Here is a 16,641-nt window from a genome sequence, read left to right as displayed (position 1 = left end):
ACTGTGAATAATTTGACACTAGTGAACGAGTTTTGTCGGTGAGGTGCATTGCACCGCAAGATGGTTTCCTTGCGAAGCACGCTTCTCATTTTGCCAAATGAGAAACAACGTTTCGTAAGAGGTACCTCCAGCCGAAGGTTAATCCCTTTATTTAAGCCCTAGATGTAAGACTCCGTCGTATACTTAAAAGTATTTAAAAAATGTGAAATTATTTTTACGGGGTAACATCAGATATTAAATTTAAATAATGGAAAAATAAAGATTTTGAAAAAATAAGCATAAAAATATTGAGTCAGTCAATTTTTTGTATATATTTGACACTCTTTATAAATAACTAGAGATCATGATGAATTATAAAAAATCTTTGGCATGCTTTGCCGTAGCAGCTTCTTTATCAGGTTGTACCACGATTGCTGATCTTGCAGGTGCTGATTCTGCATCTTTGAACTTACAGGCAACACAGTCTTATAACGCAATGCTGAAAGACGCTCAGACCAAACAAGTGCTCGATACCAAGTCTGCGACTTATCAAAAAGTAAACCGTGTTTTCTGGAAAATGAAACCATTTGCAGATCAGATGAATCAAACGGGTCAGGCTTTTGATTGGAAAGTTGCCGTGATCAAGTCTAAAGAAATCAATGCCTATGTTGCACCCGGCGGGAAAGTTGTTTTCTATACAGGAATCGTCGAAACCCTCAAACTCACGGATGATGAAGTCGCTGCAATCATGGGTCACGAAATGGTTCATGCCTTAGAAGAACATGCAAAAAATAAAATTGGCGCTTCAGCACTAACCAATCTTGCGGTGAGTATCGGTTCACAATATGTAGGCAATGCTGCAGGCGGCTATGGTGCAACCTTGCTTGATTTGGGTAGTCAATTTGGTGTGGGCTTGCCGTATTCACGTAATTTGGAAAGCCGCGCAGACAAAGGTGGCCTAGTGATGATGGCAAAGGCTGGATACAATCCAGAAGCGGCGATTTCATTGTGGAAAAAAATGAATGCGAATGATAACAGTGGCAACGACGCACTGAGCAAATTTATGTCTACACACCCAAGCAATAATGACCGTATTGCTGCTATGCAAAAAATGATGCCAGAAGCACAGCAATATTATAAAAATGCGACACCTTCGAGTGTACGTCGTTAATATCGGCTGTTTTCAAGACTAAAGTTGCATTTTAGTACGCTATACACTTTGTGGTGAGTTGCTAAAATGCAATTTGAATTAGGAAGAGAAGTGCAGGATGCAAAAGAATATTTCGACCACCATTTTTTATTCTTTATTATTTGCGATGGGGGGAGCACCCACTATTGCTATGATGATCATTCGTGCCCAAACTCAAGATCCACAATTAATTTATCAAGCCCTGATTGGGTTGTCGGTGATTATTGCCTGTATTCTTGTACCTATAGTTTTGATACAAAATGCTGTCCTATTTTTTAAGCGAAAAAATGTGCAGTTAGAAGAAAAAATCAAGCCATTAATGCATGTTTATTTAGGTTTGAATGTGGTTTGTTTAATCTATTGGTTGGTTCTTCAATTTTCAGCTTAAAAAAATTACATAAATACTATTATAAGTCGCTATAACTTCGTTTTAAGCTCCAAACCATAAGAATATAATATCCATAAATTCACTTATATTTTAATGGTCTGGAGTATCCTTAATGAAAAAAATAATTCTAACGAGCCTGTGTATGGCCGGTGTAATGACGATTTCGGGCTGTGCGACAGTGGCAGATATGGCAGGAGCGGATACTGCTACATTGAACGCGCAAGCAACACAAAGTTATAACAAAATGGTGACAGATGCGCGTTCTAAAAATCAGCTCGATACCTCTTCGAGTACATATAAGCGCATTAATACTGTATTCCAAAAACTACGTCCTTATGCAGACCAAATGAACCAAACGGGTCAAGCGTTCCAATGGCAATTGGCGGTCATGAAATCTGATCAAGTCAATGCCTTTGTAGCTCCAGGCGGTAAAGTTGTATTTTATACAGGTATCGTCAATAAACTAAATTTAACTGATGCAGAAATTGCAGCGGTTATGGGACATGAAATGGTCCATGCTCTTGAAGAACATGCAAAAAGTAAATTGGGTGCTCAAGCTTTAACGGATCTTGCGCTGAATATTGGTTTAAGTGCCGCAGGCAATAATGTCGGTCAATTGGGCACTGCTGCTGCGCAGTTAGGTAGTCAAATCGGTATAGGGTTACCGTATTCACGTTCTCTAGAAAGCCGTGCTGACCAAGGTGGTTTAATGTTAATGGCACGTGCAGGTTATAACCCACAAGCGGCGATTACACTTTGGGAAAAAATGAACAAGCTTGAAGGTGCGGGAGGTTCATCATTCCTGTCTACGCATCCATCAAACTCACAACGTATTGAAGCGATGCGTAAAAATCTACCAGCAGCGCAGCAGGTTTATAACCAACGTCGTTAATATTATGAATTAATTATCCATTTAAAAAAAGCAGGCTATGGCCTGCTTTTTTGTATTTAATAGTTTGAAAAGTTCTTATATGGCATACCTATATCAGGCGCAATAAAAAAGGCAAAGTAAAAACTTTGCCTTTTTGCACTAGAGATCAGAAGATCTTAGTGGTGGTGACCGCCTGCACCGTGTACGTGACCGTGTTCAAGTTCTTCAGCAGAAGCCTCACGGATTTCAACGATTTCAACTTCGAAAGTTAAATCTTGACCAGCAAGTGGAAAGTTCGCATCAACAACAACGTTGTCGCCTTCAACCGCTTTAACTGTCACGATTTGTACGCCGTCATCAGTTTGAGCTTGGAATTGCATACCTGGTTGGATGTTATCCACGCCTTGGAACATTTGAGCAGGAACTTCTTGAACGAGATCAGGGTTGTATTCGCCATAACCTTCGGCAGCAGGTACAGTTACAGTGAATTTTTCACCAACTGTTTTGCCTAAAAGAGCTTTTTCAAGACCTGGAATGATGTTACCAGCGCCGTGCAAATATGCTAGTGGCTCACCTTGAGATTGGTCGAGAGTTTCACCCTCTGCATTAGTCAATGTGTAGTGGAAAGAAACCACAGAGTTATTTGCAATAGCAGTCATGTTATTGATCCATTCAATTTTTTAAGGGTTACATCATAAAGTGAAATTGCACTTTTGTAGACTAAATTTATCAAAAAAATGCAATTTTTAAATGTTTATGATGATTTTTTCATTAATCGGGGCAAATCTGTAAATTTCAATGCAATTTAATTTTAGGCGCAATTTTTCGTGTAACAAAATCTTTAGCCGTTAATAGTCCTGCATGTGCGTAGCCGTAAATTGTGGCTTGATGCATTCGATAAAGTGAAACGTACATTGATTTGGCAACAAAGCCTTGAACATTGACCTGACCTAAAAGTTCACCAACCGCTTTATGCTTGCTTAATGAGACTAGGGAGCCTTTGTCTGAAAATACGAACATTGGGAGTTGTTGACCACGGATACGCGCCTTTAAACAATCCACGAGAAATGACGCTTGTTGGCTGGCCACACTTGAGCGCGTGGGCCGAGGACAGGCTCATCTGCACGCGGTTGGCAATGTGCACAATCACCAAACGCGAAAATATCTGGGTGTGCCTTAGTTTGTAATGTTGCATATACACTTAAACGCCCCATGCGGTCTTTTTCAAAGCCTTCAAGTTTAGAAATTACTTCTGGTGTTTTAATGCCTGCCGCCCAAACTTTTAGTTCGGCTTTAATTTTGCTTCCATCATTAAAATAAACATGTTCAGCATCGACTTTTTCCACACGTTTAGAGGTTAAGACCTCAATTTTCATGCGTTGTAATTGCTGCTGTGCATGCTCGGCCATTTTTTCAGGGAGTGCAGGCAGAATCCGATCAGCACCTTCAATCAAATTGATCTGTACGCTTTGAGGATGAATTTTATTTAAACCATATTTATAAAAATTATGTTTGGCTTCAACTAATTCTGCTGAAAGTTCAACCCCCGTAGCACCTGCGCCAATTATGGCAATTTTCAACTCACGTGCTGTATTGCTATTTTGGGCATCCAAATATAACTGTAAGAGATCTTGTTGGAAGATTTCAGCTTGTTGCAGGCTGTCCAAATAGTGGCAATGTTCATACACGCCCGGCGTGTTGAAATCGTTGGAAACTGAGCCTAAAGCAAGAACAAGGGTGTCATAACTCAGTTGCAGTTGTTCTTGAGTGGATTCATATTTACCTTGTTGGACTTTGCTGAGCTGAATGGTTTTTTCAGCAGGCTGAACATTTTCAAACTTAGCCAAGACAAATTCATAATGATGCTTCGCAGCATGTGCATAGTAGTTAATTTCTTCTTCACTAACCGACATCGTCCCTGCGGCAATTTCATGTAAAAGGGGTTTCCAGACATGCATGAGTTTCATATCTACGAGGGTAATGCGCGCTTTCTTTTTTTTACCGAGTAAATCACCGAGTTGGGTGACCAGTTCTAAACCACCGGCACCACCACCGACAATGACAATATGGTGTAACTTGGAGTCATCAGCGTTATTCATTGAATTACCTATTTTATTATTGTTGAAAAAAGAAGATGGCACGAGTATGCCATCTTCTTTTTTGCACGAATAACGAATTGTCTTACAAGTTACATAATCACATCATTGACCTAAAGGGTAGGTTTTAACTTCTGCTGAATCAGTATTAAAGATGCTAAAAAGACCTTTGATCCACATCATGAAACGCTCAAAAATATTGGCTTCTTCAATTTGCACGTCATCTTCGATATCAAAGGTATTGATCAGCTGATTATTTTGATAAACCGTAACGGTAGCTAATTTCATCACTTCAGCCAATGGCGCAGTGAGTTCTTTTTCATTTACTTCAACACTCAGTTTAGTCTGTGTTTCGTGAAGTGGTTCAATGGCTTGAATTTGACCATTGCCTGTATTTAAAAGAATACGTTGCTGTGTTGGGTCAAAAGCTTTTAAATCGATGGCATAAGCTTGATCATAAAGTGAAGTTGTAATCAGCTTAGGTTGTTGAGTTTCTACCTTAAACATTTTCAAGGTTGATTTAACCACAGGTAATTCTGCAATTAATTGCTTATCTTTGATTGCAACTTCATTACGGGTATAGGTATAAGCCAAGTTCATGAGGCTGTGAGCCACTTCAGCACGTTTTAAGCCACTTTTTGCTCCTAATACAACAACAATCAAACGACGCTCTGGTGTATCGGGATTTGCAATCAAACGGTTGGCTGTTAAAGCTAAATTATAACCTGCAGCTTTAGTAAAACCTGTTTTTAAGCCATCAACGGTGGGATCTTGTTTGAGTAAAATATTAGTTGCATGGTGGAAACGGTGATTATAACTAAAACTTTGTTGTTTAGAATAATTCAAATAGTCAGGTGTTTCGGTAACAAGTGCTTGCCCTAAACGTGCAAGGTCAGCCGCCGATGAATAATGTTCTGGCATGGTAATACCGGCTGGATTTTGAAAATTGGTATCATTCATGCCCAAAGCTTTGGCTTCTTTATTCATGCGTTCAATAAATTTTGGAATATCACCAGAAATGCGTTCAGCTAAAGTCACAGCGGCATCATTGGCAGACATGACCACAAGACCTGCCAAAAGCTGATCAACTGAAATTTGTTCGCCTGCTTTGAGATACATTTGTGATTCATCCCATTGAACCACTTGTACAACTGGGGTTGCGGTTAGGATTTCATTTTTCTTTAAATGACCTGCTTTAATTTCCTTTAAAGCAATATAAGCCACCATCATTTTGGTAAGTGAAGCAGGGGCACGCTGAACATGGCTATTATGTTCTGCAATCACCTGACCCGACTGAGGATCTAAAATGGTCCAAGCTTCAGCTTCAACAGTTTCAGGGACAATATTTAAAAGGGCAGCATTTGCTATCGTGGAGCATAGAAAACTAAGCAGCGCGATGAGGTAGATCACGTGTTTCAATGAGGTTCCTTAACCAACCATTCCGTTGGTGGTAAAACGAAAAAATTTTTAGGCATGCTATGCCTTTTTTTTTCTGCTGACTAGTCATAATTGTAGACAATTGCGACAGTTCCGCATTCAGTTGTAAAAAATGTTAATCTAATTGATAAGTTATCTTTTACTAATTTTATATCGCCCATTATGTTGCATTATCAAATCGAATTTGACGATTATCGTCAGCATCTAGTCCATGTCACTGCACGTTTCTTGGCAAATCCTACACAGGTGCTTTCGTTGCCTACTTGGATTCCCGGAAGTTACTTAATCCGTGAATTTTCGAAGCATATCGAAGCCGTTCGAGCATATGATGAAGATGGGCGTTTGTTACAAATTGAGAAATTTGAAAAAAATAAATGGCGTTTATTCAATACAGATCATGAGTTGATCACGGTTGAATATGATGTATATGCCTTCGATTTATCGGTCCGTGGTGCTTATGTCGATCAAAGCCGTTTATATGTCAATCCAGCTTGCGCATGTTTAGGTTTAGTTGACCAAGAAGATACAGCCATTGAGGTTGAAGTTTTCTTGCCACCCGAGTTAAAGCATTTCCAACTTGCGACTGGATTAAAGTCAAAAAGTTTAGTGAAAGGTCGTTATACCTTATATGCAGATAACTATGCTCAGTTAATTGATGCACCGTTTGAACTAGCGGAACAAACCCGTTTTAGTTTTGAAGCCAACGGCATTCCGCATGAGTTTGTGGTGTCGGGCAAACATGCTATGAACGCGCAGCGTATGCAGCAAGACATCGAAAAAATTTGTTCGACTGAAATTTCAATGTTTGGTTCGGCGCCATTTAAAGACTATACCTTTATGACCATGGCAATGGCCAATAGCTATGGTGGTTTAGAGCATCCAAACAGTACGAGTTTAATTAGCCCGCGTGATGATTTACCAAAAGCCAATGAACCTGTAGAACCATCGGCAGATTATCAACGTTTCTTAGGGTTATGCAGCCATGAATATTTCCACTCATGGTTGGTAAAATTTATCCGTCCAGAAAACTTTGTGAATTATGACCTCAACAAAGAAGGTTATACCTCTTTGCTTTGGATTTTTGAAGGTTTTACATCGTATTATGATGATTTGATCTTATTGCGCAGCGGTGTGATCAATCAGGATTCTTATATCAAGCTTTTAAAAGCACAAATAGATCGCTATTTGCAAAATCCGGGTCGTGAGATTCAAACTGTGGCTGAATCAAGCTTTGATGCATGGGTGAAATTCTACCGTCAGGATGAAAACTCAAATAACGCAGGTACAAGTTACTACAACAAAGGTTGCCTCGTTGCATTGTGTTTAGATCTAGGCTTACGCCTACGCGGTTCTAGCCTTGATGCCTTAATGCGTAAGCTATATGAAAATGCGCAAAATGGCATTCAAGTCAATGAACGGACTATTTTCAATTTATGTAATGAATTAACAGGTGATGATTGGTTAGAACAAATCAATCACTTGATTAATACTACAGATGAATTGCCGTTAGACCAATTATTCCCTGAGTTTGGCCTAAGCTACACGCTTAAAAATGACAAATCATTGCCATTTGGTCTAAAACTTGCTGATAAGCCTGAAGGAATGTTGGTTCAGTCCGCTCGCCGTGATGGTGCAGCAGCAAAAGCTGGCTTGTCTGCAAATGATGTGATTATTGCAATTGATGGTCTAAAAGCGACAGTTAAATTGGCAGAAAAATATGCCAAGCAAGATGGAACTTATACCGTACTGGCATTCCGCCGTGATGAGTTGATGAGCTTTGAAGTAGAAGCGGCAGGTTCAGAATTGACGGAAGTTGAACTTAAAGTTGAAGATCAGGCTAAAGCTGAGAAGTGGTTAAAAGCTTAATTTGATAAGTATTTAATTTTCATGTAAAACCCATACTTAGGTATGGGTTTTTTATTAGTAAAAGATGAATCAAAAAAGTTTAAATTGGGGTATTGCTATTACAGGCATTTGGTTGACTGTAATTATTATTGTTTGGTTTTTTGGAGGTTTAGAATCTTCATCATCTTTAAATGAATTAGGAGATGCTCTTGCAGGCATTTTTGCGCCAATTGCATTCTTTTGGCTGATTATGGGGTATATACAACAAGGTAAACAGTTGGATCAAAATACCAAAGCTTTGGAACAGCAAGAAAGAGCGCTTCAATTGCAAATTGATGAGATGAAGGAGAGCGTTAAACAGCAAGGGTATCTTGCTCAGCTACAGTCAGAACAATTGAGAATGAATCATAATTCATGCCAACCTTACTTAGAATTATGCACTCCAAAATTAGAAATTGTTGATATTAGAGATCTATTAACTAATAAGCCTGAAAAGTTATGCTCATTAATTTTTAGTGTTTATTCGAGAATTAATGAATCAAGAATTGTTTTATTAATGACTTTGGATGACACAATTTATCAGCGTGAAATGAAAATATTAGTTGATGAGTCTATTGAATTTAAATTAAGGCTAGATTGTTTGAATGACACTTATACTAATGATTTTTTATCAGCAAAAATCAATGATTTGGATTTTAAATTTAAGATGAGATTTCAGAATATTTACGGATTAGAAACTGAAAATATTTATTCATATAGAATATTAAGACATGAAACAGGTGAGGTTCAAGTATTAAAGCCATCACTGAGAGATTCGTTAGTAGCAAGTAAAGTTGTATAAATTATGCTTCATAGATACATTTTTATTGAAAAAAAAGCTCACTGGCGTAAGCTTTTTTCAAACTAATTTTTAAGAAATAATATCAACGTCCGTTACGACCGCGGCCACGAGGGGCTTTAGTATTCGGACGAGTTGTGCCATTGGTACGGCGTTTTGGTTTTTCGCTCTCATCCATTTGCCAGATACGTTTTGTACCTGACTTTTTCACGGATCCGTCTTTATTCTTACGAACCATTGGCTTACCACCTGTACCGCCTGGTTTTTTCACATAAGAGCGCGAACGGTAAGGTTCTTCTGCAGGTACATTTTGAAAGTCAGGGTACAGTAAAGGCTCAATTTCTTTGGTTTCACCTGGTTCTAAACCCAATTGAACTAAATCGATGGCACCAATACGTGTACGAATTAAACGTAAAGTCGGGAAACCTACTGCTGAAGTCATACGACGAACTTGACGGTTACGGCCTTCGCAAATTTGGATTTCAACCCAAGAGGTTGGAATGTTTGCACGGAAACGTACAGGAGGATCACGATCCCATAACCATTCTGGCTGTTGCACTTTAATGGCTTTGGCTGGCAAAGTCATACCATCTTTTAGCTCAACGCCTTTACGTAATTGTTCAAGCGCTTCTTCTGTGATGTCGCCATCGACTTGCACTAAGTAGGTTTTGAACTTTTTATTTTCAGGATTGGTGATGTACTGATTTAAACCACCATGATCAGTTAAAAATACCAAACCTTCAGAGTCCATATCTAAACGACCTGCAATACGTAGACTAGGATCGTCCACGAAGTCAGATATGGTCATATGCGCTTCGTCTTTACGGAATTGGGAGAGCACGTCATATGGCTTGTTTAAGATGACGATTTTCATAGGAAATAACTTCTATTAATTACAATAATTCAAATTGGTTAAGATTTATTCAATAGGGAAATGCAGCTATTTCCCATCTAAATCTCAAAAAAGGTAGATTTGCTTTAGAGTATTATGCGTGAAGCGCAATTAAAAGTCTTATCAAACAGCAATTATTTTTTCACTCGCTTCTCAGGGAGGATCATAAAAATGGGTTATCAGAAGATCGTCGTTCCAGTGGATGGGACAAAAATTACAGTAAATTCAGACTTATCATTCAATGTTCCCAATAATCCAATTATTCCATTTATTGAAGGTGATGGTATTGGTGTTGATATCACGCCCGTGATGAAAACCGTAGTGAATGCCGCAGTACAAAAAGCTTATGGTGGAAAACGTGCAATAGAATGGATGGAAGTCTATTGTGGTGAAAAAGCCAATAAAATTTATGGCACCTATATGCCTGAAGAAACCTTTGAGGCTTTACGCGAATTTGTAGTTTCAATTAAAGGGCCGTTAACGACGCCTGTCGGTGGCGGTATTCGTTCGCTGAATGTTGCATTACGTCAAGAATTAGACCTCTACGTCTGTGTGCGTCCAGTACGTTGGTTTAAGGGCGTTCCTTCACCTGTTCAGCATCCTGAACGTACAGACATGGTGATCTTCCGAGAGAACTCAGAAGATATATACGCTGGGATCGAATGGAAAGCAGATTCACCTGAAGCCAAGAAAATGATCAAATTTCTTAAAGAGGAAATGGGTGTTACTAAGATTCGTTTTGAGGAAAATTGCGGTATCGGGATTAAGCCTGTATCTAAAGAAGGTTCTCAGCGTTTGGTGCGTAAGGCCATTCAATTCGCCATTGATAACGATAAGCCGAATGTCACTTTGGTGCACAAAGGTAATATCATGAAATATACCGAAGGAGCGTTTAAAGAGTGGGGCTATGAAGTCGCAGTTGAGCGCTTTGGTGGTGAATTCTTGGATGGCGGTCCTTGGGTCAAAATAAAAAATCCGAAAACGGGTAAAGAGATCGTGATTAAAGATGCGATCGCAGACGCTTTTTTACAACAAATTCTCATGCGTCCGACCGATTATTCAGTTATTGCTACCCTGAATTTAAACGGTGACTATATTTCGGATGCCTTGGCGGCTGAAGTTGGCGGTATTGGTATTGCACCGGGTGCCAATATTGGTGGCGCGGTACAAGTTTATGAAGCGACACATGGCACTGCACCTAAATATGCGGGTCAAGACAAAGTAAACCCTGGGTCTATTATTCTGTCTGCAGAAATGATGCTGCGAAATATGGGCTGGACTGAAGCGGCAGATCTAATTATTAAAGGTATTGCGGGGGCGATTGAAGCCAAAACAGTGACCTATGATTTTGAACGACTCATGCAAGGTGCAAAACTCTTGCGTTGTTCGGAGTTTGGACAAGCCATCATTGAGCATATGGACTAACTTTATTTGCTAATCTAGGTGTAAAAAAGCTAGATGCATAAAAGGCTAGGTAAAAAGGATTGAATCATTCAGTCCTTTTTTAGGACTAAACATTAAAAACACAGAATCATAGCTTCTCAATACCATTCAAAAAACAGCAATCAAAAGGTGACTTCACGCAATCAATCAGATGGTCTGGCATGCTTGTCATGTTACTAAAAGTTTAAAACCGCACTATTCGAGTGAACTTAGGTAATGCAGAAAATAGAGGGGGATTGATTTCAAATTAATTATTCTCCATAAATTTTACAATGACGTAATTCGAAACATTTATCGGGTTGGTTCCATGAAAATTAGCGGTACATTGGTTGTTGTCCTTTAGTAGATGTACATCTAGTAACAGTACATTGTGATACTTATGATGATAAGGAGAAATGAAATGTCTCGTAAACAGCATCAACAAAACCAACAATCTGATCAACAGCAGCAAAATGATCAGCAACAACAACAACAGCAACAGCAACAAGACCAAAAGAAACAGAAACAACAGCCACATCAACGAAATCAGCGTCAACAACATCATTAGTAGGCTAAAGACTTTGTGAATCAAAGTTCATTTGGCCGAATGGTTTTTAATTGATCGAAATTTAAGTTTTATACGTAGACGAGAAGGAGATGAATTTGTCTAAGAAAACCAAATCACTTAAAAAGGAAATTAAAGCGAGGTTGAACAAAATTTCAAAGCATAATTCTGCTCTGAAAAAATTAAAGAAAAAGCTGAAAAAAGCTTAGCCCATTCACGATTTATCAAAATGAAAAGACCTATTTATATAGGTCTTTTCTTTGTATGCATGACTTTTGTATGTGTGAATGATTATGCAGTTGAATGTCTTGTGATCTACCTAGACGGTATTTTTGCTCAATTTTGCTGTGCGAGTGAACCAAAAGAGTTGCATTGTTCCAATGCCGAGTACGCATGCGGCCAAAATAAATTGCTGTGAATAATCAATACCAATTCGCTGTAAAAAACTAAAGCTTAAACCACCGATCAATTGAATTGATGCAAAGCACAGGGTTGCAATACTCCAGAGCTTTTTATAGGCGCTACCATAGATTTGCAAAATGGTATAAGAGGTGAGAAAAACCACTGCCGGATTGAGCAAGCCTGTCGCAAAAGAAGACAAAAAAGTAAAAAGTGGATGGATATTAATGAACGCTATAAAAATCGCCAAGACATAGCAGCTATATAAAATTTTAAGAGCGCTGATATTTCCCAGTTTTTGTGCTAGGCAGTAAGCAGCAAATGCCCCTAAAGCACTCCCCAGACCATATAAAATCCAATTGAAATTGATCCCGATCGGGCTCAGGTGTAGGGTGTGAGTTAAATAGTCAATCCAAAATAATGAATGGGGCACGTAAGCAAAAGCACTGGTGCTATACACGATTAAGAGACAATAGAAAATTCCATCAACTTTATGTTCTGCAGCTGAAATCGTGGTGAATGATGTGAGCTGTGTTTTAAAACTCTTCAAAAGTACGCTGAGTAAAATACAAATCAGGCTTGAAAAAGAAAATAAAATCAACCAAGCCCACTTTGTCGACATTTGTTGGATGTAAGGCAAAAATAGCGTTGCCATTAAGACCCCCAAGCCAATGCCGCTAAAACCAATAAAGTTGATTTTAAAGCGATCTTGAAGCACTGAACATTGGGCAACGACACTTGGGGAGAGGATCATCAGTAAGCCGCCACTGATCCCTGAAATTACGCGCCAAGTGCTGTACCAAATTTCTGAAAAACCTGAAAATGCACAACTGAGTAAACTGAGTGTCCCTGCAATAGCCGCGAGTTGGATGTAGCTCACCATGCTTTTATTTTGGGGTAATTTCATGGCCCAAAATGCGCCGATTAAGTAGCCGAGCAAATTGGCACTACCTAAGATGCTGGCAAAACTTGAGCTCCAACCAAATGCTTCGCGGGTTGAAGGGAGGAGTGCGGTATAGGAAAAACGTAATATCCCGATGCCTAGGCACATGCTTAGACAGAGAAATAGGCTCAGTTTAATTTTGTTTGAGAACATCCCGTACTCATGTGTTTTTATGATTGGTTAAAAAATAACATGAATATGCTGTAGAAAAATCAACAGATCTTAAAGTTTTGACTAAGGTCTAAGCTCAAAATAAATTTATAAAAACTTAACTATTCAAAAAGATAGCTGTGGTGTGAGTACAGTAAGAAATCAAATTTAAAGATACAGTAATAAAAAAACCGTACATGGCGTACGGTTTTTTTATTTTTAAAGCACTTATGAATTAACGCATTTTCGCCAAGAAACGACCTAAACGAGTCAGTGCTTCACGTAGTTCATTTTCAGCAGGCAAGAACACCACACGGAAATGATCAGGTGTCGGCCAGTTAAAACCTGTACCTTGAACCAAAAGTACTTTTTCAGCACGGAGGAAATCCAACATGAATTTCTCATCGTCTTGAATTGGGTAAATTTCAGGATCCAGTTTAGGGAAGCAGTACATAGCACCCTCTGGTTTCACACAAGACACACCCGGAATATCATTCAACATTTCCCAAGCAATGTTCCGTTGTTCATATAAACGGCCGCCCGGACGGATGAGATCATTAATTGATTGATAACCGCCTAAAGCTGTTTGAATCGCATATTGCGCTTGGTGGTTGGCACATAGACGCATCGACGCCAACATGTCTAAACCTTCAATGTAGTCTAGCGCACGTGATTTATCGCCTGTAATTGCCATCCAGCCTGAACGGTAACCTGCAATTCGATACGCTTTAGATAAGCCATTGAATGAAATACATAGCTGATCGCCTGCTAAAGATGCAACAGAGACATGCTCAATACCGTCATAAACGATCTTGTCGTAAATCTCATCAGCAAATAAAATTAAGTCGTATTTCTTCGCAAGAGCCACAATTTGCTCAAGCACATGACGTGGGTAAACCGCACCTGTTGGGTTATTCGGGTTAATCACCACGATACCGCGAGTATTCGGTGTGATTTTACTTTCCATGTCGGCAATATCTGGATACCAGAAATTTTCTTCATCACATTTATAGTGAATGGCAGTACCGCCAGAAAGGTTAACTGCTGCTGTCCACAGCGGATAATCTGGCATTGGCACCAGCATTTCATCGCCATCGTCGAGCAAACCTTGCATCGCCATCACGATCAGTTCAGATACGCCATTTCCGACATACACATCATTGACGTGCATGTTTAAGATGCCTTTTTGTTGATAATACTGACAAATCGCTTTACGCGCAGGGAAGATGCCTTTTGAGTCGGTATAACCAATTGCATTTGGCAGGTTGAGTGCCACGTCGTTAATAATTTCTTGAGGTGCTTCAAAACCAAAAGGAGCAGGGTTACCAATATTTAATTTAATAATTTTATGGCCAGCCTCTTCCATCTCATTGGCCGCTCGCAACACTGGTCCGCGAATGTCGTAGCAAACATGCTCGAGCTTAGACGATTTCTTAATTTCGCGTGTGGTGTTAAACGTATTCGGCATTTTTATATTCTCGGAAAGAGTGGAGGTCACTTTTGCATAACGGTATAAATAGCTTTTAAATGTCTCGGTCGTTACTAAATCGAGATGATGTTCGTCTCTGAGTAAAGCAACTATTTTTTCATGCGTAAACCCTGCCTGTTGATATTGTTTGATCACGGGCAGCAGATTTTTAAAAATTACGCTCTTTTTCTGCGACATTTTTTTATCCTGAGCAAGAGTAGGGCTAAGATTATCACTAAAGTTGCTCACAAAAAAGCATTTAATTTGGTATTTTGCTTACCATGATTTTATATTTGCTTACCTTTTGCTTTTTTGGTCATTATATAGATTTTGTAAATTGTTGAATAAAGACTAGAAATTTAAGAATGAATGACGTAAATATAGGATTATCCTATTTTAAATACCACGATATAAAGGGACGTCATCATGGGAAAACTCAATAAAACAGAAAGAGAATGGCAAAGAGAATTGTCACCAGAAGAGTTTCGCATAACGCGTCAGAAAGGCACGGAGCAAGCTTTCACTGGAAAATATTGGAATACGAAACAAGCTGGCACGTATGTATGTCGTTGTTGCGGGGAACCGCTTTTTTCTTCTGAAACAAAATACGATAGCGGTTGTGGTTGGCCGAGCTTTTATAAGCCAATTGAACCTGCTGCGGTGGAAGAAAATGTAGATACGACACACGGTATGGTCAGAACAGAAATTGTTTGTCATCATTGTGACGCACATTTAGGGCATGTTTTCCCTGATGGACCACAGCCGACTGGATTGCGTTATTGTATTAATTCAGCATCCTTAGAATTAGAAACAAAACAAAAAAATGATGAGGAAACTTATCCATGACCACCATTCACCAGTTTGAAGCAGAATTACTGGACGGAAGTAATAAATCCTTTGCAGATTATGAAGGCCAGGTTTTATTAATTGTAAATACCGCTAGTAAATGTGGATTTACTCCTCAATTTGCTGGTTTGGAGAAAATTTACGAACAGTATAAAGATCAAGGTTTTGAGGTTTTAGGTTTTCCATGCAACCAATTTGGCGGACAAGATCCGGGTTCAAATGATCAAATTGGCGCATTTTGTCAAAAAAACTATGGCGTATCTTTTCCAATGTTTGCCAAAGTGAATGTAAAAGGCCCAGAAGCGCATGTGATTTTCCGTTATTTAACCAATAACTCGAAAGGCGTATTGGGAAATGGCATTAAGTGGAATTTTACGAAGTTTTTAATAGGGAAAAATGGTCAGGTCTTGAACCGCTATGCACCCACGACAAAGCCTGAAACCTTGAATGAAGATATTGAAAAAGCTTTGGCTCAGTCTAAATGATGTGAATCATTGGTGGAACTGAGGTTGATATAAAGGCGCGAAAGCGTCTTTATTTTTTTGGATGTTTTATACTGACGGCTCTTTATTTGAAGGTCATAACATTGTTTAGGCAGATGGTTAAACGTCGAATTTGTGTTTTAACGGTTTTTTTACCCGTATGTGTGGGTACAGCATGGGCAGATAGCAATCTGAGCGCATCTGAAGTTGTAAAAACGTCTGTTGATGCCAGCAATCTAGACCGCACGACAGATGCTCGGGTCAACGCATTATTGCAATTGTTAAAAACACCTATAGAAGAATACCAACCTACGCGTGTTGCAGATGTAATTGATCCACATGTAAAACCGAAAATGTATGAAGTTTCTTGGGTAAATGCACCACAATATGTGCTGTCTGCGTCTGAAATGAAAACATATAAGCATCCTGTCAAACTACAGCTCACTGTGATTGCTGCAACAGGCTATATTGGTAGCTCAAAACTCATCGCAAGTTCAGGCTCTAAAAGCTTTGATCAAAAAGTACAAAAATCCCTATTGGTTGCGCGACTTGAACCTATTCCGATGGTTGATAAAAATCTCAGTTATACCGTTGAATATGAATTTACTCTTCATCCACCTCAATAAGCTTATAGCAGAAGGCAAATTTTGAGTTCCATAAATGATCTGTTATTACTGGTGGATCTAATTGATAAAGAAAGATATTAAGTTGACAAAAATAACTAATCATGCGAAAAGGTTTTTTTAGTTAACAGATGTTCACACATGCCTCGGATTGTTTCTGTACCACTTAGTTTAGAACAGCGAGAACGACTCATTTTTCTGGCCAAAC

At 39.0% G+C, this 16,641-nt stretch carries 15 protein-coding genes and 2 pseudogenes; 11 read left to right on the top strand and 6 right to left on the bottom strand.

Features of this window, described 5'->3' with window-relative positions; all coding sequences use genetic code 11:
- The first annotated feature begins 346 nt into the window (after positions 1-346).
- The 3 genes from FTU17_RS12480 to FTU17_RS12470 all read left to right on the top strand — a co-directional run bounded on the left by FTU17_RS12480 (position 347) and on the right by FTU17_RS12470 (position 2,448).
- Positions 347-1,150 (top strand): M48 family metallopeptidase, encoded by an 804-nt coding sequence (locus FTU17_RS12480; protein ID WP_078194387.1) that lies wholly within the window; start codon positions 347-349, stop codon positions 1,148-1,150.
- Positions 1,151-1,247: 97 nt separating this feature from the next.
- A complete protein-coding gene (locus FTU17_RS12475; RefSeq protein ID WP_078194385.1) occupies positions 1,248-1,556 on the top strand; it encodes a hypothetical protein in 309 nt (102 codons plus the stop codon).
- A 112-nt stretch (positions 1,557-1,668) separates the two neighbouring features.
- A complete protein-coding gene (locus tag FTU17_RS12470; protein WP_168379353.1) occupies positions 1,669-2,448 on the top strand; it encodes a M48 family metallopeptidase in 780 nt (259 codons plus the stop codon).
- Positions 2,449-2,603: 155 nt separating this feature from the next.
- Here FTU17_RS12470 and FTU17_RS12465 read toward each other — a convergent pair whose 3' ends face one another.
- From FTU17_RS12465 to FTU17_RS12455, 3 genes and pseudogenes are all read right to left on the bottom strand, one after another.
- Positions 2,604-3,086: a peptidylprolyl isomerase gene (locus tag FTU17_RS12465; RefSeq protein ID WP_078194383.1), complete on the bottom strand. Its 483-nt coding sequence runs from the start codon at positions 3,084-3,086 to the stop codon at positions 2,604-2,606.
- A 136-nt stretch (positions 3,087-3,222) separates the two neighbouring features.
- Positions 3,223-4,526: pseudogene (locus tag FTU17_RS12460) on the bottom strand (NAD(P)/FAD-dependent oxidoreductase).
- Positions 4,527-4,628: 102 nt separating this feature from the next.
- Entirely contained in the window at positions 4,629-5,942 is a 1,314-nt protein-coding gene (locus FTU17_RS12455) for a D-alanyl-D-alanine carboxypeptidase PBP6B (protein WP_180135602.1), read from the bottom strand.
- Positions 5,943-6,122: 180 nt separating this feature from the next.
- On the opposite strand from FTU17_RS12455, the gene FTU17_RS12450 reads away from it, so the two are divergent.
- Positions 6,123-7,826, top strand: a complete 1,704-nt coding sequence (locus FTU17_RS12450) for a M61 family metallopeptidase (protein WP_180135601.1) — start codon at positions 6,123-6,125, stop codon at positions 7,824-7,826.
- 64 nt (positions 7,827-7,890) lie between these two features.
- The gene (locus FTU17_RS17550) at positions 7,891-8,646 is read left to right on the top strand and encodes a hypothetical protein (protein WP_257222247.1); all 756 of its coding nucleotides are present in this window, start codon (positions 7,891-7,893) and stop codon (positions 8,644-8,646) included.
- A gap of 82 nt (positions 8,647-8,728) precedes the next feature.
- Here the strand turns inward: FTU17_RS17550 and FTU17_RS12440 are convergent, their stop codons facing one another.
- On the bottom strand, positions 8,729-9,517 hold the full coding sequence (locus FTU17_RS12440; protein ID WP_078194376.1) for an rRNA large subunit pseudouridine synthase E: 789 nt from the start codon (positions 9,515-9,517) through the stop codon (positions 8,729-8,731).
- Positions 9,518-9,706: 189 nt separating this feature from the next.
- On the opposite strand from FTU17_RS12440, the gene icd reads away from it, so the two are divergent.
- Both icd and FTU17_RS12430 read left to right on the top strand, forming a co-directional pair.
- The gene (gene icd / locus FTU17_RS12435; protein WP_180009426.1) at positions 9,707-10,960 is read left to right on the top strand and encodes an NADP-dependent isocitrate dehydrogenase; all 1,254 of its coding nucleotides are present in this window, start codon (positions 9,707-9,709) and stop codon (positions 10,958-10,960) included.
- Between the two features lie 418 nt (positions 10,961-11,378).
- The gene (locus tag FTU17_RS12430) at positions 11,379-11,525 is read left to right on the top strand and encodes a hypothetical protein (RefSeq protein WP_180027239.1); all 147 of its coding nucleotides are present in this window, start codon (positions 11,379-11,381) and stop codon (positions 11,523-11,525) included.
- A gap of 316 nt (positions 11,526-11,841) precedes the next feature.
- Here FTU17_RS12430 and FTU17_RS12425 read toward each other — a convergent pair whose 3' ends face one another.
- Together FTU17_RS12425 and FTU17_RS12420 are read right to left on the bottom strand one after the other, a co-directional pair.
- On the bottom strand, positions 11,842-13,017 hold the full coding sequence (locus FTU17_RS12425) for a YbfB/YjiJ family MFS transporter (protein ID WP_180135600.1): 1,176 nt from the start codon (positions 13,015-13,017) through the stop codon (positions 11,842-11,844).
- 232 nt (positions 13,018-13,249) lie between these two features.
- Entirely contained in the window at positions 13,250-14,680 is a 1,431-nt protein-coding gene (locus FTU17_RS12420; protein WP_180004101.1) for a pyridoxal phosphate-dependent aminotransferase, read from the bottom strand.
- Positions 14,681-14,908: 228 nt separating this feature from the next.
- Between FTU17_RS12420 and msrB the strand changes: the two genes are divergently transcribed.
- The 4 genes and pseudogenes from msrB to FTU17_RS17675 all read left to right on the top strand — a co-directional run.
- Positions 14,909-15,328, top strand: a complete 420-nt coding sequence (gene msrB, locus FTU17_RS12415; RefSeq protein ID WP_180004102.1) for a peptide-methionine (R)-S-oxide reductase MsrB — start codon at positions 14,909-14,911, stop codon at positions 15,326-15,328.
- Positions 15,325-15,813 (top strand): glutathione peroxidase, encoded by a 489-nt coding sequence (locus tag FTU17_RS12410; RefSeq protein WP_180135599.1) that lies wholly within the window; start codon positions 15,325-15,327, stop codon positions 15,811-15,813. The genes msrB and FTU17_RS12410 overlap by 4 nt, the downstream gene beginning before the upstream one ends.
- Before the next feature lie 113 nt (positions 15,814-15,926).
- Positions 15,927-16,436 (top strand): energy transducer TonB, encoded by a 510-nt coding sequence (locus FTU17_RS12405; protein WP_180135598.1) that lies wholly within the window; start codon positions 15,927-15,929, stop codon positions 16,434-16,436.
- A 138-nt stretch (positions 16,437-16,574) separates the two neighbouring features.
- Positions 16,575-16,641 (top strand): annotated as a pseudogene (locus FTU17_RS17675) (helix-turn-helix domain-containing protein); the annotation flags it as partial.

It is taken from the genome of Acinetobacter sp. YH12070 (genome assembly GCF_013419625.1).
Classification (GTDB): domain Bacteria; phylum Pseudomonadota; class Gammaproteobacteria; order Pseudomonadales; family Moraxellaceae; genus Acinetobacter; species Acinetobacter amyesii.
Note: the sequence above shows the minus strand (reverse complement) of the source record. Positions and strands in the feature narration are given on the sequence as shown.